This is a genomic window from Burkholderia sp. NLJ2 (assembly GCF_049487195.1).
Classification (GTDB): Bacteria; Pseudomonadota; Gammaproteobacteria; order Burkholderiales; family Burkholderiaceae; genus Burkholderia; species Burkholderia pyrrocinia.
This window is the reverse complement of record NZ_CP137810.1, coordinates 1,790,729-1,814,107: the sequence shown is the minus strand read 5'-3', so window position 1 is coordinate 1,814,107 and position 23,379 is coordinate 1,790,729. Positions and strand designations below refer to the sequence as shown.

22 protein-coding genes are annotated in these 23,379 nt (G+C 65.8%); 9 read left to right on the top strand and 13 right to left on the bottom strand.

Annotated features, from left to right (window positions below):
• Position 1 precedes the first annotated feature (1 nt).
• Positions 2–565 carry a hypothetical protein gene (locus R9B84_RS30475; protein ID WP_423761180.1) on the top strand — a complete coding sequence of 188 codons (564 nt, stop codon included), beginning with the start codon at positions 2–4 and terminating at the stop codon, positions 563–565.
• Between the two features lie 587 nt (positions 566–1,152).
• On the opposite strand, the gene R9B84_RS30470 is transcribed toward R9B84_RS30475, so the two are convergent.
• Positions 1,153–2,739 carry a tetratricopeptide repeat protein gene (locus R9B84_RS30470; RefSeq protein ID WP_423761179.1) on the bottom strand — a complete coding sequence of 529 codons (1,587 nt, stop codon included), beginning with the start codon at positions 2,737–2,739 and terminating at the stop codon, positions 1,153–1,155.
• 364 nt (positions 2,740–3,103) lie between these two features.
• On the opposite strand from R9B84_RS30470, the gene R9B84_RS30465 reads away from it, so the two are divergent.
• Positions 3,104–3,433, top strand: a complete 330-nt coding sequence (locus R9B84_RS30465) for a hypothetical protein (RefSeq protein WP_423761178.1) — start codon at positions 3,104–3,106, stop codon at positions 3,431–3,433.
• A gap of 6 nt (positions 3,434–3,439) precedes the next feature.
• Here the strand turns inward: R9B84_RS30465 and R9B84_RS30460 are convergent, their stop codons facing one another.
• The 5 genes from R9B84_RS30460 to R9B84_RS30440 form a co-directional block, all read right to left on the bottom strand.
• On the bottom strand, positions 3,440–4,876 hold the full coding sequence (locus tag R9B84_RS30460) for an efflux transporter outer membrane subunit (protein WP_423761177.1): 1,437 nt from the start codon (positions 4,874–4,876) through the stop codon (positions 3,440–3,442).
• 10 nt (positions 4,877–4,886) lie between these two features.
• Complete coding sequence (locus R9B84_RS30455; protein ID WP_423761176.1) at positions 4,887–6,461, bottom strand: DHA2 family efflux MFS transporter permease subunit; 1,575 nt, start codon at positions 6,459–6,461, stop codon at positions 4,887–4,889.
• A gap of 13 nt (positions 6,462–6,474) precedes the next feature.
• The gene (locus R9B84_RS30450; protein WP_423761175.1) at positions 6,475–7,569 is read right to left on the bottom strand and encodes an HlyD family secretion protein; all 1,095 of its coding nucleotides are present in this window, start codon (positions 7,567–7,569) and stop codon (positions 6,475–6,477) included.
• A 64-nt stretch (positions 7,570–7,633) separates the two neighbouring features.
• On the bottom strand, positions 7,634–8,065 hold the full coding sequence (locus R9B84_RS30445; RefSeq protein ID WP_423761174.1) for a MarR family winged helix-turn-helix transcriptional regulator: 432 nt from the start codon (positions 8,063–8,065) through the stop codon (positions 7,634–7,636).
• 107 nt (positions 8,066–8,172) lie between these two features.
• A complete protein-coding gene (locus R9B84_RS30440; protein WP_423761173.1) occupies positions 8,173–9,093 on the bottom strand; it encodes a LysR family transcriptional regulator in 921 nt (306 codons plus the stop codon).
• A 112-nt stretch (positions 9,094–9,205) separates the two neighbouring features.
• On the opposite strand from R9B84_RS30440, the gene R9B84_RS30435 reads away from it, so the two are divergent.
• The 3 genes from R9B84_RS30435 to R9B84_RS30425 all read left to right on the top strand — a co-directional run bounded on the left by R9B84_RS30435 (position 9,206) and on the right by R9B84_RS30425 (position 11,548).
• Complete coding sequence (locus R9B84_RS30435; protein ID WP_423761172.1) at positions 9,206–9,634, top strand: MarR family winged helix-turn-helix transcriptional regulator; 429 nt, start codon at positions 9,206–9,208, stop codon at positions 9,632–9,634.
• Between the two features lie 224 nt (positions 9,635–9,858).
• Positions 9,859–11,106 (top strand): aconitase X, encoded by a 1,248-nt coding sequence (locus R9B84_RS30430; RefSeq protein WP_423761171.1) that lies wholly within the window; start codon positions 9,859–9,861, stop codon positions 11,104–11,106.
• Positions 11,099–11,548, top strand: coding sequence for an aconitase X swivel domain-containing protein (locus tag R9B84_RS30425; protein ID WP_423761170.1), 450 nt, complete (start codon positions 11,099–11,101; stop codon positions 11,546–11,548). The genes R9B84_RS30430 and R9B84_RS30425 overlap by 8 nt, the downstream gene beginning before the upstream one ends.
• Before the next feature lie 24 nt (positions 11,549–11,572).
• Here R9B84_RS30425 and R9B84_RS30420 read toward each other — a convergent pair whose 3' ends face one another.
• Entirely contained in the window at positions 11,573–12,655 is a 1,083-nt protein-coding gene (locus R9B84_RS30420) for an AraC family transcriptional regulator (protein WP_423761169.1), read from the bottom strand.
• A 75-nt stretch (positions 12,656–12,730) separates the two neighbouring features.
• Here R9B84_RS30420 and R9B84_RS30415 point away from each other — a divergent pair, with 75 nt between their 5' ends.
• On the top strand, positions 12,731–14,764 hold the full coding sequence (locus R9B84_RS30415) for an FAD-dependent oxidoreductase (RefSeq protein WP_423761168.1): 2,034 nt from the start codon (positions 12,731–12,733) through the stop codon (positions 14,762–14,764).
• A 106-nt stretch (positions 14,765–14,870) separates the two neighbouring features.
• Here the strand turns inward: R9B84_RS30415 and R9B84_RS30410 are convergent, their stop codons facing one another.
• Together R9B84_RS30410 and R9B84_RS30405 are read right to left on the bottom strand one after the other, a co-directional pair.
• On the bottom strand, positions 14,871–15,281 hold the full coding sequence (locus R9B84_RS30410; RefSeq protein WP_034185087.1) for a DUF2471 family protein: 411 nt from the start codon (positions 15,279–15,281) through the stop codon (positions 14,871–14,873).
• Positions 15,282–15,501: 220 nt separating this feature from the next.
• Complete coding sequence (locus tag R9B84_RS30405; RefSeq protein WP_423761167.1) at positions 15,502–16,395, bottom strand: LysR family transcriptional regulator; 894 nt, start codon at positions 16,393–16,395, stop codon at positions 15,502–15,504.
• 86 nt (positions 16,396–16,481) lie between these two features.
• On the opposite strand from R9B84_RS30405, the gene R9B84_RS30400 reads away from it, so the two are divergent.
• Complete coding sequence (locus R9B84_RS30400) at positions 16,482–17,261, top strand: NAD(P)H-dependent oxidoreductase (protein ID WP_423761166.1); 780 nt, start codon at positions 16,482–16,484, stop codon at positions 17,259–17,261.
• Between the two features lie 137 nt (positions 17,262–17,398).
• On the opposite strand, the gene catC is transcribed toward R9B84_RS30400, so the two are convergent.
• From catC to R9B84_RS30385, 3 genes are read right to left on the bottom strand one after another with little or no spacing between them, the layout of a single operon-like run.
• Positions 17,399–17,689, bottom strand: a complete 291-nt coding sequence (catC, locus tag R9B84_RS30395) for a muconolactone Delta-isomerase (protein ID WP_034185107.1) — start codon at positions 17,687–17,689, stop codon at positions 17,399–17,401.
• A gap of 43 nt (positions 17,690–17,732) precedes the next feature.
• Positions 17,733–18,635 (bottom strand): catechol 1,2-dioxygenase, encoded by a 903-nt coding sequence (gene catA, locus R9B84_RS30390; protein ID WP_423761165.1) that lies wholly within the window; start codon positions 18,633–18,635, stop codon positions 17,733–17,735.
• A 32-nt stretch (positions 18,636–18,667) separates the two neighbouring features.
• The gene (locus R9B84_RS30385; RefSeq protein ID WP_423761164.1) at positions 18,668–19,801 is read right to left on the bottom strand and encodes a muconate/chloromuconate family cycloisomerase; all 1,134 of its coding nucleotides are present in this window, start codon (positions 19,799–19,801) and stop codon (positions 18,668–18,670) included.
• Positions 19,802–19,892: 91 nt separating this feature from the next.
• Here R9B84_RS30385 and R9B84_RS30380 point away from each other — a divergent pair, with 91 nt between their 5' ends.
• Positions 19,893–20,783 carry a LysR family transcriptional regulator gene (locus R9B84_RS30380; protein WP_423761163.1) on the top strand — a complete coding sequence of 297 codons (891 nt, stop codon included), beginning with the start codon at positions 19,893–19,895 and terminating at the stop codon, positions 20,781–20,783.
• Positions 20,784–20,929: 146 nt separating this feature from the next.
• Here R9B84_RS30380 and andR read toward each other — a convergent pair whose 3' ends face one another.
• Positions 20,930–21,889, bottom strand: coding sequence for an anthranilate 1,2-dioxygenase regulatory protein AndR (andR, locus tag R9B84_RS30375; protein ID WP_423761162.1), 960 nt, complete (start codon positions 21,887–21,889; stop codon positions 20,930–20,932).
• Positions 21,890–22,100: 211 nt separating this feature from the next.
• Here andR and andAc point away from each other — a divergent pair, with 211 nt between their 5' ends.
• Complete coding sequence (gene andAc, locus R9B84_RS30370) at positions 22,101–23,372, top strand: anthranilate 1,2-dioxygenase large subunit AndAc (RefSeq protein WP_423761161.1); 1,272 nt, start codon at positions 22,101–22,103, stop codon at positions 23,370–23,372.
• Positions 23,373–23,379: the final 7 nt, after the last annotated feature.

Genomic DNA, 23,379 nt, shown 5'->3' with positions numbered 1-23,379 from the left:
CGTGCTGATCCCCGTCGAGGTCGAAGTCGACAGACTCGTCACGTTGCTGTTGGTGGTGTTCAGACCCGTCGACAACGAGCTCACGCCGCTTTGCGCCGTGCTGATCCCCGTCGCGGTCGAAGTCGACAGGCTCGTCACGTTGCTGTTGATGGTGTTCAGGCCCGTCGACAACGAGCTCACGCCGCTTTGCGCAGTACTGATCCCCGTCGAGGTCGAAGTCGACAGGCTCGTCACGTTGCCGTTCGTGGTGCTCAGACCCGTCGACAACGAGTTCACGCCGCTCTGCGCCGTGCTGATCCCCGTCGAGGTCGAAGTCGACAGGCTCGTCACGTTGCCGTTCGTGGTGCTCAGCCCCGTCGACAGCGAGTTCACGCCGCTTTGCGCCGTGCTGATGCCGGTCGAAGCCGACGTCGACAAGCTGAAAAGCTGCGAGCCGTTAACCGCATCCGTTGACGTCGATATCACGGTCCCGGCCGTAACATTGATGATCTTGCGCGTTGCCAGCGTACCGCTGCCAGCGCCCACGCTCACCACGTTACTCTGCCCCCCGTCGGTGCTACCGTAACCCAAAGCAACGCTGTTTGACCCAGTGGCCGTCACACTGCCGCCGATTGCCACCGAGTTCTGCCCAGCGCCGGTCGCACCGTAGCCGATCGCGACGGTGTTGGACGCACTGACTCCAGCACCTGCATTCACGCCCAACGCCACGTTTCCGTTTCCGGTTAAGTTCTGCCCGGCGCCCTCTCCAATGGCCGTGTTGTAGTCCCCCGCGAGACCGTTCCCCGAATTGGCCCCGACTGCCGTGTTGTAACCGGCGCTGACTCCGCTACTGCCTTGTCCGCTGTGATATCCGTAGAACGTGCTGTAGCTCCCGCCTGCCCCAGCGTTGTTGCTCACACCACTTCCACAAATGTTGCTGTTGCCGGTGCCGCCGTTTTGGCAGGTGCCGTCCGCCCACCCCACCTGCGACAAAGACATGCACGCACCAGCCACCAACGCCGCAGCCGCCACCGCACGCACCCGCCGCACCGCCCGGGTTCGCCCGCCTGACTTCCCCTGTCCGGCCACGCACTCCGCGACAGCAACCATCTGATTCAGCCGTCTGCTGAAAATGCACTTGTAGATCTTGTTCATGTTGTCCCCCAGTTCTCATCAGCGCCAGTTCGCGGAGAGCGCTTGCAGACAGGTTCCCCAGTCCGCGCGCGCTTCTTGCCTGTATGTCACGACATCGGGATACCAGGCGGTGTCTCCAAACCACCGCCAATCGGCATGCTTTTGCAAAAGCACATGTGTCTTCAGTCCAAGCGCACCCGCAAGATTGGCGCTCGACGTACACACCGACACGATTTCATCCAGACACTGCATTGCCGCTGCAGTCCGGCTGAAGTCGGTCAAAAAATGAGAAAGATCGGTAACAGGCAAATCGGGCACGCCGGCGAGAACCGCGCGATGTTCAGTGGGCATCAGCGAATAGAAGTGCACACAGCCAATGTCTTTCAGATACGCGTTCAGCAGCTCCGATGGCACACTGCGCGCGAGCCGGTTCGACGCGGTCGAGACGGGATTGGCCGACCACACGATGCCGATATGCCGGCAACCCTCGCCCGAGCGCGACTGCGCGACCAACTGCCGCGCAGTGCGCTGATCCTCTGGCGCGGGCTTCAGATAAGCGACCGGCTCAGGTTTGTCCACCCACAAAGGTAAATCGCCGATCGGGATTTGCCAGATTCTTGAGGACTGTTGAGCAACTGCGAGAAGATCCGGCGCTTGCGTGACCATTCCCCCCAATACCAATGCCGACGGAAAACTCTCGCGGAACAGCCGCACGAGCGCGGGCCGGCACACTACCACCACGCGCATATTGGTCGATCGCGCCCGCTTCAGCAGCAGCGGCAGAAACGCGGCAAACAGGATCTCGTCACCGGCACCTTGCTCACCGGAAACAATCAACGTCGAGCCCGCTTCGAACTGGCCACTCCATGCGGAATACGGAAAGCGCATGCCCTTGAGGCTGATTTCCTTACCCGCATCGAAACGCCTCGCATAATGTGGCCAGGCGTCCCTGAACCGCCCCCTGCCAAGCAGAAAATGCGCGTATTCCCAATGCGTGACCGGATCGTTGTCGTCGGCGATTTGCGTCTCGAACAGGGCCTGGGCACGCTCATCCAGTCCCAGATAAGCGCAGCACACGGCCATCCGGTGTGCCGCCTTGTCGCGCAATCTGCCCTCGAGGTGAGCCAGTCGGTCAAAGCATTCGAGCGCCTTGCCGAAATGCTCCCGGAGCCGGAGAAGCTCGCCGTAATTCCATAACGCATTGGCACAATCCGGATCTCTTTCCAAGCAGGCGCGATACTCATACATCGCGAGTTCTTGCTGCCCGGATTCGTGCAGGGCAACGGCAAGGTTGTAGCGTATCTGCGGATCATGAGGCGCGAGCGCGGCGGCCAGCGTGAACTCCTCGAGCGCCTCGCGTGGTCGGCCACCTTGGTTCAATGCCACGCCCAGGAGCAGACGCAGGAAGCCGCAGCCCTGATCGACAGAGATGGCCTGCCTCGCGCACTCGGCACTTTGCTCAAAGTGCCCGTCATTCAAAAGTTGCAACGCTCGCTGCGACAGTGCCGCGGTGTGCGTTGGCCAGCCGGGCTCGACCTCCGCTGTCGCACCAGAAGGAAGCGGCAATACGCCGGTGATGCATGCCAGCCTTGAAGGTGGCGAATGCAAGTCTTTTCTGCATTTCATACGTACCCCCGAACACGTCGTGTATCGAGTTCTCACCGCGCGCGTGAGCGCGGCTCAATCAACGTGTACGGAGGGGTGATACGAGAAGGCAGCCGCATGGCAGCCGTAGCGTACTTGGACATGATTTCCCCGACTGCGTTTTGGTTGTTCGTTGCCTGCACTGGGCTGTACGGCCGTGCGGCTTGGATGTGTGCGAAACACGTGAGCAAGGAGTGGACCAGCACGCGGTGGCTCAATGACCACGGGGCCGAGCGATCGATAGGCGATGTGAGGCAACGTTCGGACCCCAACGTTGTTTCAGTTCTGAAACTCCAGAAGGACGCGCTGATTCTCCAAGTCCCGCGCGCAGCAAGGAAACACACGTATGGCGCAGCTTTGCGTCGACGGCAGGCATTCGATTCCTGCGCGCCCAATTGCTGTGATTTATCTAGAAATGTTTCAATCGTGCAACCTGCGGCCGGGAACGACGCCGTGTGGGATAGTCGTCCTGTTCGGGCATGTGAGTGACCCGCCCCGGGGGATTTTCGGACCAGTTGAAACAGAGAGAATGGCTTCCAATGGAGAAAAGGAAGTCATGAAGAAGAGCCGGTTTACCGAAGAACAGATGGTCACCATGAATGTGCTCGGCCCGATCCTCATCGTGCGGCTGACGAGCGGCGCGCCGGCGAGTGTCGAAGCCGGCGCCGTATCGTGATTCCGCTCAGTTCTTCGCTACCGCCTCCACCTCCGGCCCACCCGCCGCATCATTCCGGCTCCACCCACCCCCAAGCGACCGATAAAGCGCGACCGCCGCCAGCGCATGCTCGCGCTTGACCTGATTGAGCGAATCCGAGTCCCTTAGATAAACCTCCTGCGCCGACAGCACATCCAGAAAATCAGTCGCACCGCCCTTATAGAGCTGATTCGCCAACCCAAGCGCCTTGTCGGAAGCCGCCAATGCGCTATCGAGCCGCCGCGTTGCCTCATCGGAACTGACGAGATTCGCACGCGCATCCTCGACTTCCCTCAACGCTTGCAGCATCGTCTGCCTTAACCCGAGTTCCGACTCGCGCATCCGGCTTTCGCTCTGCGTGATATCGGCGGTAATACGCCCTGCGTTGAAGATCGGACTCGTCGCACTCAACGCCGCGCTGAACAAGTTGTCGGTCAACGTAGGCAACCCGAGATACGACGCCGCCAGAATCCCGTCTGCCAAATTCAGCGAAAACTTCGGATACCGCTCGGCCTTCGCAACACCCACTTGCGCCGCACGCCGCTCGACCTGCGCATAAGCCGTCAGCACATCAGGCCGCCGCAACAACGCCTGCGAAGGCAACGTCCCCGGCGCGCCAACCGGCGGCGCGGGAATCTCACCCGCTTGCGCCAGCACGAGCCGATCGACCGATTCCGGCGTCCGCCCCGAATACACGGCAATCAGATTGAGCTGATGCGAAATCTGCGCCTGCGTCGGCGGAATCCGTGCTTCGAGCGCATCGAGCTGGTTCTGCGCGCGCGTGACGTCGAGTTCCGTCGACAGCCCGAACGCCTGACGCTTGCGCGTGAGTTCGAGCGCGTGCTGCCGGATCTTCGCGTTGTCCTGCAGGATCTTCAGTTCCTGCTGCGCCCAGCGCAGATCGACATACGCGGACGCCGCATCGGCCGCGAGCGCGAGCCGCATCGCATCTTCCGCGTGTTTCTGTCCGACGAGTTCGGCTTGCGCGGCGAGCAGATCGAGCCGTTCGCCGCCGAACACATCGGGCGACCAGCTCAGCGCGAGCCCCACGCCGGCCTGTCGCACATAGCCGAGCGGCGGCGGTGTGTTCTGCCGCGCGTCGGCCGCGTGCGCAGTCGCGTCGAGTTCGGGCAGCAGCGCCGCACGCTTCTGCACGGTCAACGCCTGCGCCTGCTTCACGCGTTCGGCGGCGGCCTGCAGATCAAGGTTGCCGTCGAGCACGGTCGCGATCAGCCGGTCGAGCACGTGATCGTGGAATTGCGCCCACCATGCGGCGGCGTCGATATCCGCGCGCGGCACGTCGGTGTCCCATGCGGTGGGCGCGAGCGTCTGAACGGATTCGTGCAGCGCGGGATGCTGCGCGGGCTGCACTGCACAGCCGGCGGCGAATGCGCTGACAGCCAGCGCGACGAGTAGCTTTTTCATGATGAGGATCTCAGTGCGCGTCCGGCGGCGGCGCGTTCAACGTAATGGGTTTGGAAAACACGACGGCAAGCAGCGCGACGACGAAGCACAGCGACAGCACGTAATACGCATCCGCATAGGTCAGTGTCAGCGCTTCGCGATAAATCAGCCGATGCAGGTTCGAGAGCCCCGCCTGCGCGGTATTCAGCGTATTGCCCGCAACAGCCGTCCAGTACGCGGCCTGGTGGTCGAGCAGCGACGCGATCTGCGGCTCGCCTGCGCTCACATGCTCGTTCAGGCGCAGGTAGTGGAAGTTCAGCCGGTCGTTGAGCATCGTCGCGCTCACCGCGATGCCGATCGCACCGCCGAGATTGCGCATCAGGTTGAACAGGCCGCTCGCCGATTTCAGCCGCGACTGCGGCAGCGAGCCGAGTGCCATCGTCACGATCGGCGGCACGCTGAACTGCTGGCCGATCCCGCGCAGCGCCTGCGGCAGCAGCAGTTCCCGCCAGCCCCAGTCGTGCGTGATCGGCGTGTACAGGTAGCAGCCGAGGCCGAAGCAGATCAGCCCGAACACGAGCAGCGCACGCATGCTGAAGTAGCGTGCGGCGAACGCATACACGCCAAGCGCGAGCAACTGGAATGCGCCGACCGACAGCAACGCCATGCCGATCTGCAGCGAGCTGAACGCGCGCACCTGCGCAAGAAACAGCGGCGTGAGGAACACGGTCACGAAGATCCCGATGCCGGTCACGAACGACAGCAGGCTGCCGATCCCGAAGTTGCGCACGGCGAGCGCGCGCAGGTCGACGATCGGATCTTCCGCGGTCAGTGCATGCACGATGAACAGGAAGCCGCAGATGCCGGAGACCCATGCGCAGATGACGATCGCATCGTCGCCGAACCAGTTCTTGCGCGGGCCTTCTTCCAGCACGTATTCGAGGCAGCCGAGGAAGCCCGACATCAGCACGATGCCGAGATAGTCGCCGCGCTTGATGAGGCTCAGGTCGGGTTCGTCGATATGCACGTAGCGCGGCACGAGCGCGGCCACGGCGATACCCGGCACGAGGTTCAGGTAGAACAGCCAGTGCCACGACCATTGGTCGGTGATCCAGCCGCCGATCACGGGGCCGATCGCCGGCGCGAGCGATGCGAGCGCGCCGATGGTCGTCGACGCGATCAGCCGCTGCTTGCCGGGGAACAGCACGAACGCGGTGGTGAACACGGTCGGGATCATCGCGGCGCCGAGCGCGCCCTGCAGCCCGCGAAACAGGATCATCGAGTTGATGTCCCACGCGAGCCCGCACAGCATGCTGGTGATCGTGAAGCCGACGGCCGACGCGACGAACAGCCAGCGCGTCGACATCACCTTCGACAGCCAGCCCGACATCGGGATCACGATGATCTCGGCGATCAGGTAGGCCGTCTGCACCCACGACAGCTCGTCCTGGCTCGCGGACAAGCCGCCGCCGATGTCGCGCAGCGACGACGCGACGATCTGGATGTCGAGCGTCGCCATGAAGAAGCCGACGCACATCAGCGCGAACGCGAACACGCGCTGCTTGGTGGGTTGCGACGCGGGGTCGCCGGAAAACGCGGTGGTCATGGTCGGCTCCCGCTCAGTTCGCGTGGTCGGTATGCACGGTCACGACCGCGGACAGGCCGGGGCGCAGCACGTGATCGAGGCCCGGCTGCGGATCGAGGTGCACGCGCACGGGCACGCGCTGGACGATCTTCGTGAAGTTGCCGGTCGCGTTCTCCGGCGGCAGCACGCTGAAGGTCGCGCCGGTCGCGGGTGCGACGCTGTCGACGCGGCCGTGCAGGCGCGTGCTCGACACATCGAGCGACACGTCGACGCGATCGCCCGCGCGCATCTTGCGCAGCTGGTCTTCCTTGAAGTTCGCGTCGATCCACAGCCCGGAAGCCGGCACGACCGTCAGCAGCGGCACGCCGACGTTCGCGAGCATCCCGACGCGGCCCGTGCGGTTGCCGACGTAGCCGTCGACCGGCGAGCGGATCGTCGTGTATTCGACGTTGAGTGCAGCAACGCGTTGCGCGGCGAGCGCGGTGTTCACGCGGGCCCGCGCATCGGCGAGCTGCGCGCCGAGCACGTCGAGTTGCCGCTTCGACGCGAGCAGCGCGGCGTCGCTGCGTTCGACGGCCGCACCGGCCTTCGAATAATCGGCGTCCGCGCGCTCGACGATCTGGTTCGACACGGCATCGGATTTCACGAGCTCGCGGTAGCGCACGCGGTCCGATGCGGCGCGCGTCAATTCGGCCGACGATGCGCTCTTGTCGGCCGCTTGCTGGCCGATCACCGCGTATTGCAGTTGCTGCTTTGCTTCGAGTTCGGCCACGGCGGAGCGCGCGCTGTCGACTTCGGCGCTGGCCTGCGCGAGCTTCGCATCGAAGTCGCGCGCATCGAGCTGCACGAGCACGTCGCCGGCCTTCACGCGCTGGTTGTCGGTTACGAGAATCCGGTCGACGAAACCGTTGACCTTCGGCGCGAGCACGGTCACGTCGCCGCCGACATAGGCATCGTCGGTGCTCTCCTGAAAGCGCAGCACGAACAGCCAGTCGAGCGCGGCCGCAGCCACCACGACAACGACGGCGATCACCGCGATGCGCATCCACGGCACGCGGCGTTGCTGCTTCGCGGGCCGGTCGATTGTGACTGCCTCGCGGGAGGCAGTGGCTTCCTGGGTCGTTTCCATCGATTCACCTATGTATATGCACTTATCAAAACGACCGACGACATCGCGTCGATCGGGGAAGGGGTTAGCGCTCCGGCAGGTTGTGCGTGATCCGGAACAATTCGTCTCTGAGACGGGCCGCCTGCGTCGACCCGAAACACCGCTCGAACGCTTCCTGCGCGGCGAGCCAGTGCACGTGCGCGTCGGCGACCTTCGTTTCGCCGTGCTCGGTCAGCGCGAACGTCTGGCCGCGGCACGGCGGCTCGATCCGGCCCGTCACCAGCGCCGCGCCGACGAGCGGCTTGAGCGCGCGCAGCAGCGCGGTGCGTTCGATCACCAGCACGGCCGACAGCGTCGCCATCGTCAGGCCCGGCCGCTCGCGCAGCAGCGCGAGAATGCTGTACTGCGACGGCGTGACGCCCGCCCGCGACAGGTAACGCTCGTAGAACTGCGAGATCCGGCGAGCGGCTTGCCGGACCGCGAAGCAATCGTCATCGGTTAGCGTGGTCTTGTGCATGTGCACATGTTAGGGCGCGGGGCGGGGCGAAGCGATGGGTGGAGCAAGATCAGATTGGTGTCGTGGCTGTACCAATCGGCGTCAGGCCGGCGCGTTCGCGCGCCGGATCAGGCCGCGGCCGGAACGATCCGGCCCACGCGGTCGCAATAGGCGGCCGTGTAGTCGATGAACGCCTTCACCTTCGCGGGCAGCAGCGCGCGGTTCGCGTACGCGAGCTTGATCTCGACGAACGCGTCGACGAGATCGGCGCCCTCCAGCAACTGCACGAGTGCGCCCGACGCGAGTTCGGCTTCGACGAGCGTTCTCGGCACGACGCCGATGCCGAAGTCGTGCATCACCATTTCGCGGTTGAAGACGGGGCTGTTCGACGAGATGTCGAAGCGGTACGGCACGGTCAGCGTGTCGCCGTCGACGCGGAACGACAGCGCGGGCCGGCGCAGCGACGGCGATATCGGCACGAACGGATGATCGGCCAGGTCGGCCGGCGTCTCGGGGCGCGAATGCGCGCTCAGATACGCGGGCGTCGCGACGATCACGACCGGAATGCGCTCGACCAGCCGCACGATGGTTGTCTCGCTCGTCAGCATGTACGGCACGACGATGCCGATGTCGTAGCCTTCGCCGACGAGATCGACGGGGCGCTCGGTCAACGTGACGTCGAGGCGCACCTTCGGATGCGCGCTCTTGAAGCCGGCGATCAGCGGCACGAGCCGGTTCAGCGCGGCCGTCGTGTGCGCGACGAGGCGCAGCAGGCCCTCGGGTTCGCGCGTCTGCGTCTGCGCTTCCACTTCGAGCGCGTCGAGCTCGTCGAGCACGGCCGCGCAGCGCTCGTAGATGCGCTCGGCGGTTTCGGTCAGCGACACCTGGCGCGTGGTCCGGTGCAGCAGCCGGCTGCCGAAGCGCGCCTCCAGATCCGCGACGGCACGCGACACGACAGGCCGCGCGAGGCCGTGCATGTCGGCGGCGCGCGTGAAGCTGCGCATCTCCACCACCGACCGGAAGATCCGCAGCTTGTCGATGTAGTCCATGTCCGTCTCCTTGACGCGATGGCGGAACGCCGAACCTACCCATCCGGCCAGCGGCCTCGTTACGGCGGAGTGTACATTGACTTTATGCATATGCACATATAAATTGCGGAGCATGAACGACATCCAGATTGCCCAAGCGTGCAACTGCCTCGCGCTGCGTCAGGCGGCGCGATTCGTCACGCAATTGTACGAACGCCACCTGGCCCCGGTCGGCGTCACGCCCGCGCAGTTCTCGATCATGGCGAACCTGACCCGTCGGCCCGGCCTGCTGATGAGCGAACTCGCCGAGTCGCTCGTGATGGATCGCACGACGCTGCTGCGCGCGCTGAAGCCGTTGCAGCGCGACGGCTTTGTCGCGACGGCCGCGTCCGAGCACGATGCGCGCGCGCATGCGCTGAGCCTCACGAAGCTCGGCGAAAGCACGTTCGCGCGGGCGTTGGTCGCGTGGCAGGCTGCGCAGGACGAATTCGAGACGCAGTTCGGCCAGGGGCGCGCTAAGGCACTGCGCGATGAACTGTTCAGCCTTACCGCGGAACGCTAGGCGGGCAGCAGGTGGCTCGCGCGTTGCGACGAACTGGAGCGCAATTCGAGCCATCGGACGCTTCGGCGGTGTTCGAAGCACGGAAGCGTGGCATCCGCGACCGAGAATTGGTTTTCAAGCTGTCCGGATGGATGGTGATCTGGACAGTTTTTATTTCCAGTTGTAGAGTCCTCTGACGGATTTCACGGGCCGGCGCCGCCGGCACGAGTCACGAGGAGCAACCGATGCTGCAGTTGAGCGACCGCGACGACGCGATGTTGCGCGGGGATTTCGGCGACGGCGTCGCGCGAGCGATGCGGATCGTCACGCGCACGGCCGACGTGATGTCCGCGCCGCACTTGATCGACATCACGTCCGCGCATATCGACGGCTGTCTTTATCACGGCCAGACCAGTCTCGATTTCGTCGAGTATTTCGTCGACACAGGTGCGAAGGTCGCGGTGCCGACCACGTTGAACGTCGGGTCGCTCGACCTGATCCATCCCGAGCTGTACCACGGCGATCGCACGATCCAGCGCGATGCGCAGCGCCTGATGGACGCGCATCTGCAACTCGGTTGCGAATCGAGCTTCACGTGCGCGCCGTATCAGTTGAAGAACCGTCCCGCGAAAGGCGAGCAGATCGCGTGGGCCGAATCGAATGCGATCGTGTTCGCGAACTCGGTGCTCGGCGCGCGCACGAGCCGATACGGCGATTTTCTCGATCTGGCCGCCGCGATCACCGGGCGCGCGCCGTATGCGGGTTTGCATGTCGAAGCGAACCGTGCCGCGCGGATCGTGTTCAACGCGCCGGACTTCAGCGGCCTGCCGTCGCGCGATATCTATTTCGCCGCGCTTGGTTTGCTGATCGGAAAAATCGCGGGCGCGATCGTGCCGGCGATCGTCGGGCTGCCGGCGGATACCACCGAAGACGAACTCAAGGCGTTGGGTGCGGCCGCCGCGTCGAGCGGGGCCGTCGCGCTGTTCCATGCGGTGGGCGTGACGCCCGAGGCGCCGACGCTCGACGCCGCATTGCACGGCCGCGCGGCGCAACGCACGGTCGACGTCGCGATGGCCGACCTCGACGAGATTCGCCGCACGCTGAACCACGGCGCGGCCGGCGACGCACTCGTCGCGGTGGCGCTCGGCACGCCGCATTTCTCGCTGGCCGAATTCCGCACGCTCGATACGTTGCTCGACACGTTCGACGGCAAGCCGGCCTGCGATTTCTACGTGAACACGAGCCGCTTCATTTTGTGGGAGCTGGGCGAAGCCTGCCTCGCGGACAAGTTCGCCGCGCGCGGCATCCAGATCGTCGTCGACACCTGCACGTACATTACGCCGGTGATGAAGCAACTGTCGGGGCTGGTGATGACCAACTCGGGGAAATGGGCGTCGTATGCGCCCGCGAATATCGGCGTGACGGTCGCGTACGGCAGCATGCGCGAATGCGTGCGGTCGGCGTACGAAGGAAAGGTGCGATTCGATGACTGACGCGACGGGCAAAGGTCTGACGGGCGACACGCTCGTGCCGGGCAGTGCATGCGCGGGCGCGTTCGTGCTCGACAAGCCGCTCAGCTTCTGGGGCGGCTACGATTCGGGCGCGGGCAGGATCGTCGATCGCGGGCATCCGCAGGCCGGCGCGAGTCTCGCCGGCAAGGTGATGGTGATGCCGCACGCGAAGGGTTCGAGTTCGAGCAGCAGCGTGCTCGCGGAAGCCGTGCGCAACGGCACGGGGCCCGTCGGGATCGTGCTGAAGGAGCGCGACCTGATCATCTCGATCGGCGCGATCGTCGCCGCCGAGCTGTATGCGATCGCGGTGCCGGTGGTGTGCGTGACCGATGACGTGTATGACGCGATCGTCGCCGCAACCGGCGAGGTGCGGATCGAGGCGGGCGACGGGGATGGCGGTGCGCGGATCTATCTCGGCGGCTGACGCATCGCGCGCCAGCCAGCCGATTTACTCGTGCGACGGGTCGCCGGCCGCTTCCCGATACGCGCTCGGCGTCTGCCCGGCCCAGCGCCGGAACGCGCGCGTGAAATTCGCCGGGTCGGTGAATTGCAGCCGCTCGGCGATCGTCTTCAGGTCGAGATCCGACGCGGCGAGCAACTGCTTCGCGTCGCGAAACCGCGCTTCGTCGAGCAAGTGCCGATAGCTCGAACCGGCTTCCTCCAGCCGGCGCCGCAGCGTGCGCGTCGAGACGAGCAGCGCGTCGGCGAGTGTTTCAGGCCCCGGATAGACGCCAGCCGATCGCGCCAGCTCCGCGCGCACGCGTTCGACCAGATCGCCTTCCTCCTGCCGCACCTGTGCATACTCGCGCTCGACCTGCACGAGCGCCTGCCGGTGCGCGACTTCGTCGGCGAGAGGCAGCGGCCAGTCGAGCACGTCCCGGGCGATCCACAGCGCGTTTGCCGCGCAACCGAATTCGACCGGCGGCAACTGGTCGCGATAGCGCGCGAAATACGCGGGCTCCGGCCACATGAATTGCAGCGCGATTGGCGGCGACGCGCGGCCGGCCCATTGCGAGATGTTCTGCGCGAGCCCGGTCAGCACGAATTCGAACATCACGTGATGCTGCAGCACGGGGCTGGCCTGCACGCCGTGCAGCTCGAGCGTCGCGCCGCGTTCGTCTTCCGCATAGGTCAGCCGATATTGGCGGTTGCGCATCCGGAAGTAGCGTTGCGTGACGGACAGCGCTTCGCGGATGTCCCGCGCGGTCAGCGTCGCGTAACCGAGAAAGCCGTGCACGGTCGGCTTGAGCAACAGCCCGAACGCGAGCCCGATGCCCGGATCGCCGCCGATCTCGATCGCGTTGAGCACGAGCCGCCCCCATTGCGACGGCGCGACGCGCGCGTCGGGTTCGGCCAGCACCGCGTCGCGCAGGCCCGTGCCGGCACGCACGGCGGCCAGGTCGACGCCGCGCGCGGCCAGCGCCTGCAGCAGCAGACGCGTATAGGCGACCGGAATCGTCGGCCGGCGCAGCCCGAGGCGGTCCTTGGCGAGTGGGGAGGTCATGTCATTTTGGCCGGAAATGACAAGCATTATGGCTGTTTGCCCCCTCACGTTCAAGGCGGCGCGCGCCTACGATGGCAGGCATCGCTTACTGGCAGGATCATCATGACGACCCCCTTTCCCCACCTGCTCGCGCCGCTCGATCTCGGCTTCACGACGCTGAAGAACCGCGTGCTGATGGGCTCGATGCACACGGGCCTCGAGGACAGCCGCAAGACGCTGCCGCGGCTCGCTGAATATTTCGCCGAACGCGCACGCGGCGGCGTCGGCCTGATCGTGACGGGCGGCTTCGCGCCGAACGTGGCCGGCTGGACCAAGCCGTTCGGCGGCACGCTGATGACGTCGGCCGCCGCGCGGCGGCATCGCGAGATCACCGGCGCCGTGCATGCCGAGGACGGCAAGATCGCGCTGCAGATCCTGCATACGGGCCGCTATGGTTACCACCCGTTCGCGGTCGCGCCGTCGAAGATCAAGTCGCCGATTTCGCCGTTCGCGCCGCACGAACTGAGCGCGGGCGGCGTCGAGCGGCAGATTCGCGCGTTCGTCCGCTGTGCGAAGCTCGCGCGCGAAGCCGGCTACGACGGCGTCGAGATCATGGGCTCCGAGGGCTACCTGATCAACCAGTTCATCTCGATGCATACGAACAAGCGCACCGACCGGTGGGGCGGTTCGTACGAGAACCGCATCCGCTTGCCGATCGAGATCATCGAGCGCACGCGCGAAGCGGTCGGCCGCGATTTCATCCTGATCTACCGGCTGTCGATGCTCGACCTGATTCCGGACGGCAGCGACTGGAGCGAAACGGTGCAGCTTGCGAAGGCCGTCGAGCGCGCGGGCGCGACGATCATCAACACGGGGATCGGCTGGCACGAGGCGCGCGTGCCGACGATCGCGACGTCGGTGCCGCGCGGCGCGTTCGCGTGGGTGACGAAGAAGATGAAGGGCGAAGTCGGCATTCCGCTCGTGACGACCAACCGGATCAACCGGCCGGAAGTGGCCGAGCAGATCCTCGCGGACGGCTGCGCGGACATGGTGTCGATGGCGCGCCCGCTGCTCGCGGATGCCGAGTTCGTCGTCAAGGCCGCGCAGGGCCGCGCCGACGAGATCAACACCTGCATCGGCTGCAACCAGGCGTGTCTCGATCACGCGTTCAAGAACAAGATTGCGTCGTGCCTGCTGAACCCGCGCGCGTGCCACGAGACGGAGCTGAAATACACGCCCGCGCAGCAGCCGAAGCGCATCGCGGTGGTCGGCGCGGGGCCGGCCGGGCTCGCATGCTCGACCGTGCTCGCGCAGCGCGGCCACCAGGTCGACCTGTTCGACGGCGCCGCCGAGATCGGCGGCCAGTTCAACATGGCGAAGCAGGTTCCGGGCAAGGAAGAGTTTCATGAAGCGCTGCGCTACTTCGGTCGCCAGGTCGAGCTGACCGGCGTGAACCTGCACCTGAACCGCCGCGTCGACGCGAGCGACCTGATCGCGGGCGGCTACGACGAGATCGTGCTTGCGACCGGCGTCGCGCCGCGCGACCCGAAGATTCCCGGGCAGGACGGGCCGAACGTGCTCAGCTATATCGACGTGCTCGCGGGCAAGCAGCCGGTCGGCAGGCGTGTCGCGGTGGTGGGCGCGGGCGGGATCGGCTTCGATGTCGCCGAGTATCTGGTACAGGACGGCGAGTCGCCGGCACTCGATCTGGAAGAGTGGAAGGCCGAGTGGGGCGTGACCGACCCGGCCGCGACGCGCGGTGGCGTGACGCGTGCGCAGGTTGCGGCGCCCGCGCGTGAAGTGACGCTGCTGCAGCGCAAGGCCGCGCCGCTCGGCAAGGGGCTCGGCAAGACGACTGGCTGGATTCACCGCGCGACGCTGAAGATGAAGCAGGTGAAGATGATCGGCGGCGTGAACTACGAGCGAATCGATGCGCGCGGGCTGCACGTGTCGTACGGCGAGCAACGCACCGATCACGAGCTGATCGAAGCCGACACGATCGTGCTCTGCACGGGGCAGGAGCCGCAGCGCGCGTTGCTTGCGCCGCTGCAGGCGGCCGGGCGCTCGGTGCACCTGATCGGCGGCGCGGAACTGGCCGCCGAACTCGATGCGAAGCGCGCGATCGATCAGGGCGCGCGGCTCGCGGCGCGGCTCTGATCGCTCGATGGCGCGGCTACGCGTGGCCGCGATGGCATGCGCTGTCCCAGGATTCGGCGCTCGCGCCGGCGCGGCCCTGACCGGAAGGCCGCGCCGGCCGCCGGGGTCATTCCATCTCGACGCGCTGTGCCTCTGTCTCTTCCGCTTCGAGCATCGCCTTGACGATCAGATAGACGGCAGGCAGATCGTCGTCGTCGCGCTTCCAGTCGACGGCTTCCTCGATGTCCGCCGCGACCATTCGGCTGTCGCGCAGCCGGATGAATGCATCGACGACGGTCGGATCGTTGCGGTTCAGGAAACCGGCGTTCGAGAACGCAAGCTCCTCGACATTCAACAGCGCCTGCCAGCTCATCGTGCGGACCGCGGCCGGATGGCTGCGCCGCCGCAGGCCGAGCGCCCGCTGCGCGGGGGCGCCGACGACGCGTTGAAGATCGACGACCGCCTGCCGCGCGGCGCGCTCGAAGTGGATCGGGTTGAAACCGGGTTGCTCGGGATCGAATGCGGATGACTGGAACATGGTCGCCTCACAAAAATCCGTCCGTCGATGGGTGACGGAATTCGGGTCAAATGGTGCAAAAGCACTGTAAATATATACAGTGTTCGAGGCGGTTTCAAGTCCCGAATGAAGAATCTTGCAGCAGGGCCGGGCGGCCCTGGCGAAGGCGGCCGAAACCGGCAATCGGGCGCCGTCCGGCACGCTGTTCCCCGCCGTGCCGAATCCGGCCGCCGTCGTTGGCTTATACCGATGCCGCAATCGTCTCCCGCAGCCACCGATGCGCCGGATCGCGATGCACGCGTTCGTGCCACAGCATCGACATTTCATAGCCGGGCACCTCGACCGGCGCTTCCACGACGCGCAGCGCAGGCACGTCGCGCACGAGCCGCTCGGGCAGCATCGCGACGAGATCGGTGCTGGCGACGGCCGACATCACGAACAGGAAATGCGGCACGGACAGCACGACGCGCCGCGTGGCGCCAACTTTCGCGAGCGCTTCGTCCGTCACGCCGAAGAAGCCGCCGCCGTCGGGCGACACGATCACGTGTTCCAGCGCGCCGAACTGCGCGAGCGTGGGGCGCCGCTTCAGCTTCGGATGCCCGGCGCGGCCGATGAGCACGTATCGCTCGACGAACAGCGGCAGGCGCCGCATGCCGGCCGGCGAGCCCTCGGTCGTATGGAAGGCCAGGTCGATGCCGTTGCGCTCCGCATCCTGCTCGATGCGCGGCGGCACGAGCTCGACGACGGCCAGCCGCGTACCGGGCGCGGCCGCCCGCAGCGTGTTCAGCGCGGGCAGCACGATCGTCGATTCGCCGTAGTCGGTCGCGGCCACGCGCCACGTGTTCGTCGCGGTCGCGGGATCGAACGGCGTGGCGGGAATCACCGCGCGTTCGACGGCTTCCAGCGCGTCCCGCAACGGCTCGCGCAGCGCTTCCGCGCGCGCGGTCGGCCGCATCCCGCGCGGCCCCGGCAGCAGCAGAGGGTCGCCGAACAGGTCGCGCAGTTTCTGCAACTGCACGCTGACCGACGGTTGCGACATGTTCAGCTTCTCGGCCGCGCGCGTGACGTTGTGCTCGACGAGCAGCACGTCCAGCGTGACGAGCAGGTTCAGGTCGAGTCGTCTGAGATTATTCATGGCTATACCTGGAATATCAGGAATTCATTTCAAATATACCTTCGGCGGCGGCATCCTGCAGTCATTCAATCAACGGAGTGACGAACATGAATGTGCTGATCGTTTATGCCCATCCCGAACCGCGTTCGCTGAACGGCGCGCTACGCGACTTTGCCGTCGAGCATCTCGAAGCGGCGGGCCACAGCGTGCAGGTGACCGACCTCTATGCGATGAACTGGAAGGCGGCGTTCGACGCGAACGACGTGACCGATCGTGCGCCCGATGCGCGTTTCGATCCGTCGCTCGACTCGAAGCACGCGTTCGCGACGGGCACGCAAAGCGAAGACATCGCGCGCGAGCAGGACAAGCTGAAGTGGGCCGATGCGGTGATCCTGCAGTTTCCGCTGTGGTGGTTCTCGATGCCGGCGATCATGAAGGGCTGGGTCGAGCGTGTGTATGCGTACGGTTTTGCCTATGGCGTCGGCGAGCATTCGGATACGCGCTGGGGTAACCGCTACGGCGAAGGTTCGCTTGCCGGCAAGCGGGCGATGGTGATCGTCACGGCGGGCGGGTGGGAATCGCACTACAGCCCGCGCGGCATCAACGGGCCGATCGACGACGTGCTGTTTCCGATCCAGCACGGGATTCTGTATTACCCGGGTTTCGACGTGCTGCCGCCGTTCGTGATCTACCGGACGGGAAAGATGAACGACGCGCGCTTCGAGGGAACGCGCGCGGCGCTCGGCAGGCGTCTCGACGATCTGTGGACCACGCAGCCGATTCCGTTCCGGCGGCAGAACGCGGGCGATTACGAGATTCCGGGGTTGACGCTGAAGGAGGAGGTCGCGCCGGGGAAGGCGGGGTTTGCGGCGCATCTGGCCGCGTGACAGATGCCGCGCATCCCGATGCGGTGCGGCACCCGCTACCGCGGAATGCAAAACGACACGGGCGCCCTGCGAGAAATCGCCGGCTACCAGTGTCGCCTGTCTCGCGGTCGTGGGTAACGGCCGCGATTCACCTTGATTTACCGATCGTCTTCCCGCACCGAAGACGGATGCCGGCACAGCGCCCGCACCTCGAGCTCCATATACGGAAACAGCGGCAATTGACTGAGCAGGTCATGCAGTTGCTGCACGCTCTCGACATCGAAAATGCTGACGTTCGCATAGCGCCCCGCGATCCGCCACAGATGTCGCCAGATCCCTTCGTTCATCAGCCGCTGGCACATCGCCTTTTCTTCCGCCTTCAGCGTTGCCGCCTTGACCGGATCCATGTCCGCCGGCAGACGGACCGTCATTTCCACATGAAACAGCATCCTGCACTCCTTGCGTTATCGATTCGTCGAACGGGAAGGCCGCTCAGGCTTGCGCGCGCGCTCGCTCGACTTCGCTCGCCGGTACGTCCTGCTTTTCCTTGAGCAGCGAGAAATCGAAGTCGATCAGCGCGAACTGCCCGTCGACACCGTACGGCTTGCCTTCCGCGCCTTCGGCCTGCTTGACCTTCGGGATCAGCCCTTCGCGGGTCGCGAATGCGAAGTCGTCCCAGATGTGCGGATCGCCTTCGATGTTGATCTGCGTCGTCAGCTTACGATAACCGTCCGCCGAAACGAAGAAGTGAATGTGCGCCGGACGATGGCCGTGGCGGCCCAGCTGGTCGAGCAGCTGCTCGGTCTTGCTGCCCGGCGGCACGCTGTAGCCGACCGGCAGCACGCTGCGGAAGCTGTAGCGGCCTTCGGCATCGGTGCGGATCGAGCGGCGCAGGTTGAACGCGGGCTGCGATTGATCGAAGTACGAATAATTGCCGAGATGGTTCGCGTGCCATACCTCGACCAGCGCATTCGCGAGCGGCGCGCCGTCGGTGCCGAGCACCTGGCCGCGCATGATGAGCGTCTGGCCCGGAGCGGTGCCGTCGTCGAGGCGCGCATGGCCGACCGATTCCGGCGCACCGGCGACATACAGCGGTCCTTCGATCGTGCGCGGCGTACCGCCCTGGATGCCGGCCTTTTCCTCGGCCTCGTCCATCCGCACGTCGAGGAAGCGCTCGAGGCCGAGGCCCGCGGCGATCAGTCCGAATTCGCGGCCGGCTTCGTTCAGGTAGTTGAGGGCCGTCCAGAACTCGCTCGGCTGCACGTCGAAGTCCTCGATCGTGTAGCAGATGTCCTTCACGATCCGGTTGACGATCGCGCGCACGCGCGGGTTGCCGGGTTTCTCGGCGGCGTCGTCGAAGGTCTTCAGCAGTGCGTCGATGGCTGGCTTGTTCATCTGTGTCTCCGGTTTCGGTTGTCGTGTGGGGATCAGCGGGCGTCGCGTCGCATCCGTTCGATGCGGGCCCAGTCGAAGGTGATGCCGAGGCCGGGCGTCGCCGGCAGGTGCAGCTTGAAATCCTGGTAGCGCAGCGGCTCGACGAGGATTTCCTCGGTGAGCAGCAGCGGGCCGAACAGCTCGGTGCCCCATTTCAGCGAGTCGAACGTGCTGAACAGTTGCGCGGACGCCATCGTGCCGGCCGCGCCCTCGAGCATCGTGCCGCCGTACAGTTCGATGCCGGCCGCCGCCGCGATCGACGCGACGCTCGCCGCGCCCTGCAGGCCGCCCGATTGCGCGATCTTCACCGCGAACACGTCGGCTGCGCGATCCTGCGCGAGCGCGAACGCATCGACGGGGCCGTGCAGCGCCTCGTCGGCCATGATCGGAACCTGCGCGAGCTGCGTGAGGCGCTTCAGCCCCGCGCGGTTGGTTGCGGCGATCGGCTGCTCGACCAGGCTCACGCCGGCGTCCGCGAGCCGCGCGCCAGCCCAGATCGCGTCGGTTTCGCTCCACGCCTGGTTCACGTCGACACGCACGTCGCCGCGCTCGCCGAGCGCGCGCTTGATCGCGACCACGTGCGCGACGTCATCCGCGACCGCGTTCGAGCCGATCTTCAGCTTGAATGCACGATGGCGGCGCGCTTCGAGCATCGCTTCGGCTTCCGCGATGTCGCGCTGCGTGTCGCCGCTCGCGAGCGTCCATGCGACGTCCACCGCATCGGTCCTGCGGCCGCCGAACAGCTCGGACAGTGGCACGCCGACACGCTGTGCCTGCGCGTCGAACAGCGCAGTCTCGATCGCGCACTTCGCGAAGCGGTTGCCCTGGAACAGCTTGCGTGCCCGCGCCATCGCGGCGCCCGGGCGCGTCGCGTCCATGCCCTGCAGCAGCGGCGCGAAGTAGGTGTCGATGTTGACCTTGATGCTTTCGGGGCTCTCCTCGCCGTACGCGAGGCCGCCGATGGTCGTCGCCTCGCCGACGCCTTCGATACCGTCCGTGCATCGAATTCGGACCAGTACGAGGGTCTGGCAATTCATCGTGGCGACCGACAATTTGTGGGGCCTGATCGTCGGCACGTCGACGAGCAGCGTCTCGATGCGTTCGATGGTGGCGGCAGTTGCTATCATGCGATTCCTCCTGTTGGTGCACATGGTAGGAATTTCCGCCCCGCGTCGTCCAACACTCTTTCCGACTACTTCCATACCTTTGAGGCATGAAATGGAATTGCGCCAGCTCCGCTACTTCATCGCCGTCGCCGAGGAAATGAACATCACGCGGGCGGCCGAGCGGCTGCACATGACGCAGCCGCCGCTGAGTCGGCAACTCCAGGCGATCGAGGACGAGATCGGGCTGCCGCTGTTCGAGCGCGGTGCGCGGCCGCTGAAGCTGACGGACGCCGGGCGCGTGTTCTATGCGCAGGCGAAGCGCCTCGTCGACCAGGCCGACGAACTCGGCCCGCTGACGCGGCGGCTCGCGCAATTGTCGGAGCGGATCGTGATCGGCTTCGTGCCGTCGACGCTGTACGGCGCGCTGCCGGACGTGATCCGCGCGTTTCGCGAGGCGCAGCCGGACGTCGAGCTGTCGCTGATCGAAATGTTCACGCTGGAGCAGCTCGGCGCGCTGAAGGGCGGGCGGATCGACGTCGGGTTTGGCCGCCTGCGTTTCGACGACGACCAGGTCGTGCGCGAGGCGCTGATCGAGGAAAAGCTGATTGCGGCGCTGCCGGCCGGGCATCCGCTTGCCGACCCCGACCGGCCGCTCGCGCTCGCGGATATCGCGAACGAGACGCTGATCGTCTATCCGAGCACGCCGCGGCCGAGCTTCGCCGATCAGCAGCTGTCCGCATTGCGCGACGGCGGGCTGGTGCCGGCGGCCGTCCATGAAGTGCGGGAATTGCAGACGGCGCTCGGGCTCGTCGCCGCGCAGGTCGGCGTGTCGCTGGTGCCGGAGAGCGTGGAGGGCGTGCGCGTGAGGGGTGTCGTGTACCGGCGGCTGCCGGAACCGGCCGCGACGTCGCCGATCATCATGAGCCGCCGGCTGCACGGCGAAAGCGCCGCGACTGCAGCGTTCTGCGCGATCGCGCGGGAGATGATCGTACCGGCGGCGTAACGATCGTCGCCGGTTTTAAAAGTCGCAACTAACGGTCTGTTTCGGCGTGGGCTGCCGAATGCGGAGAGGGCATCGCGATGTCATGCCGTTCCGCGTGATGCCGTTGCCGGTTGCGCAAGCCGCCGGGTGCGCCGGCGGACTCCTCGTTAACGCTTCCCGTCGAGCGTCTCCGACGGCGATTCCCCGAACTTCTCCCGGTACGCGATTGCGAACCGGCCAAGGTGCGTGAACCCGCAGTCGAGCGCGACATCGGCAATTCGACGGTCGGACGCCGCGCCGCGCAGCAGCTCGCGCGCATGGTCGAGCCGCGTCGCGCGCAGGTATTGCATCGGGCTCATCCCGCGGAACTGCAGGAACGCGTCGCGCAGCGTCCGCTCCGGCACGTTGGCGGCGCGGACGATATCGGCGAGCTGCAGCGGCTGCGCGTAATACGCGTTCACGAACTCCTGCGCGCGCCGCACGAAGCCCGGCGCCGGGTCGCGGTGCGACGCAAGCAGCATGGACGGCGGGTGGCCTTCGATCAGCAGGTCGATCAGCAGGTGCTCGAGCTGCGACGCGACGCGCGGGTTCGCGTTCGCGCGTTCGAGCAGTTCGGGCGAACCCGCGACGAGCATCAGTTGCTGGCGCCATGCGGCGAGCGCGGCGTCGCTGATATGCAGCACAGGGTCGAGCGTCGCGCGCGGGTCGCCCGTCAGCGAGCCGACGGTCGCCGCGTCGATGCGCAGCACGAACTGCTCGCAATCGGCGGACAGCACCGCGTCGAACGGCTCGCCGGGCGCGCACAGCACGCCGGTCTGGCCGTCGACGCCGAGTTGCCGCCCCATCGCGCGCACCTCGGCCTGGCCGGACAGGCAGAACATCAGCAGGTAATAGCCGTCGACCGCGTCGACCTGTACGCGCATCGCGTCGCCGAACGCGATCGTGCCGATCCCGAGCCCGCCGAGCTTGACGAAATCCATGTGCGACGCCCCGTGCACGCGGCCGTTCGGCAGCAGCGCGTGCGGCTGCATCACGCGCGAGATCCGCTCGCGCGTCTCGTCGAGATCGCGGGATTCGAACAGCCGGTGCGCGCGCAGCGCGAGCGGCTCGAACGACGTTGGGGACATGGGCCTCAGCCTTATTGGGGACGCCTCGTTTCGATCCGACGAATGGATCGCGACCGGACGCGGCATCGTGTGTGCCGCCATGCTAGCTCAGAAATCCGCCGAAAGTGGATATTGCACCGCCGCAATCGCACTTTCCGGATAGACGGCGAATATTAGCTTTTCAAAAATGGGCTCCATGCATTCAACGAAACAGATCGACCAGGAGTCCGACATGGAGCAGACAGAATCGCCCGTCGTATTCGCCGCGCGCGGCGACGCATCCGACGTGAGCTTTCCGCACGACGACGGCTCGCGCGTGCCGTACAAGGTGTTCAGCTCGCAGGCCGTCTACGAACGCGAGCAGGAACGCATCTACCGCGGGCCGACGTGGAACTTCGTCGCGCTGGAAGCGGAAATCCCGAACGCCGGCGACTTCAAGAGCACGTTCGTCGGCGACACGCCAGTCGTCGTCACGCGCGCCGAGGACGGCACGCTCGCCGCATGGGTGAACCGCTGCGCGCACCGCGGCGCGCAGGTGTGCCGCAAGTCGCGCGGCAACGCGACCTCGCACACGTGCGTCTATCACCAGTGGAGCTTCGACAACACGGGCAACCTGCTCGGCGTGCCGTTCCGGCGCGGCCAGAAGGGGATGTCCGGGATGCCGGCCGATTTCGACCCGAAGCAGCACGGGCTGCGCAAGCTGCGCGTCGACAGCTATCGCGGGCTGGTGTTCGCGACTTTCAGCGATGAAGTGATGCCGCTGCCCGACTATCTCGGCGAGCAGATGCGCCCGTGGATCGACCGGATCTTCCACAAGCCGATCGAGTATCTCGGCTGCACGCGCCAGTATTCGAAGTCGAACTGGAAGCTGTACATGGAGAACGTGAAGGACCCGTATCACGCGAGCATGCTGCACCTGTTCCATACGACCTTCAACATCTTCCGCGTCGGGATGAAGGCGCGTTCGATTCCGGACGCGAACCACGGGCTGCACAGCATCATCACGGTGACGAAGACGAACGACGACACGTCGGCCGCCTACAAGCAGCAGAACATCCGTTCGTTCGACGAGGGCTTCCACCTCGAAGACGAATCGATCCTCGATCTCGTGTCGGAATACGACGAGGACTGCACGAACCATATCCAGCCGATCTTCCCGCAGCTCGTGATCCAGCAGATCCACAACACGCTGGTCGCGCGCCAGATCCTGCCGAAGGGCCCCGACAACTTCGAGCTGATCTTCCATTTCTTCGGTTATGCGGACGACACGCCCGAGCTGCGCGCGCTGCGCATCAAGCAGGCGAACCTCGTCGGGCCGGCCGGCTACATCTCGATGGAAGACACGGAGGCGACCGAGCTCGTGCAGCGCGGCACGGTGCGCGACGGCGATGCGACGTCGGTGATCGAGATGTCGCGCGGCAATCCGGACCAGCAGGACACGGTGATCACCGAAAGCCTGATCCGCAAGTTCTGGGTCGGCTACCAGAAGCTGATGGGCTATTGAAGCGGGA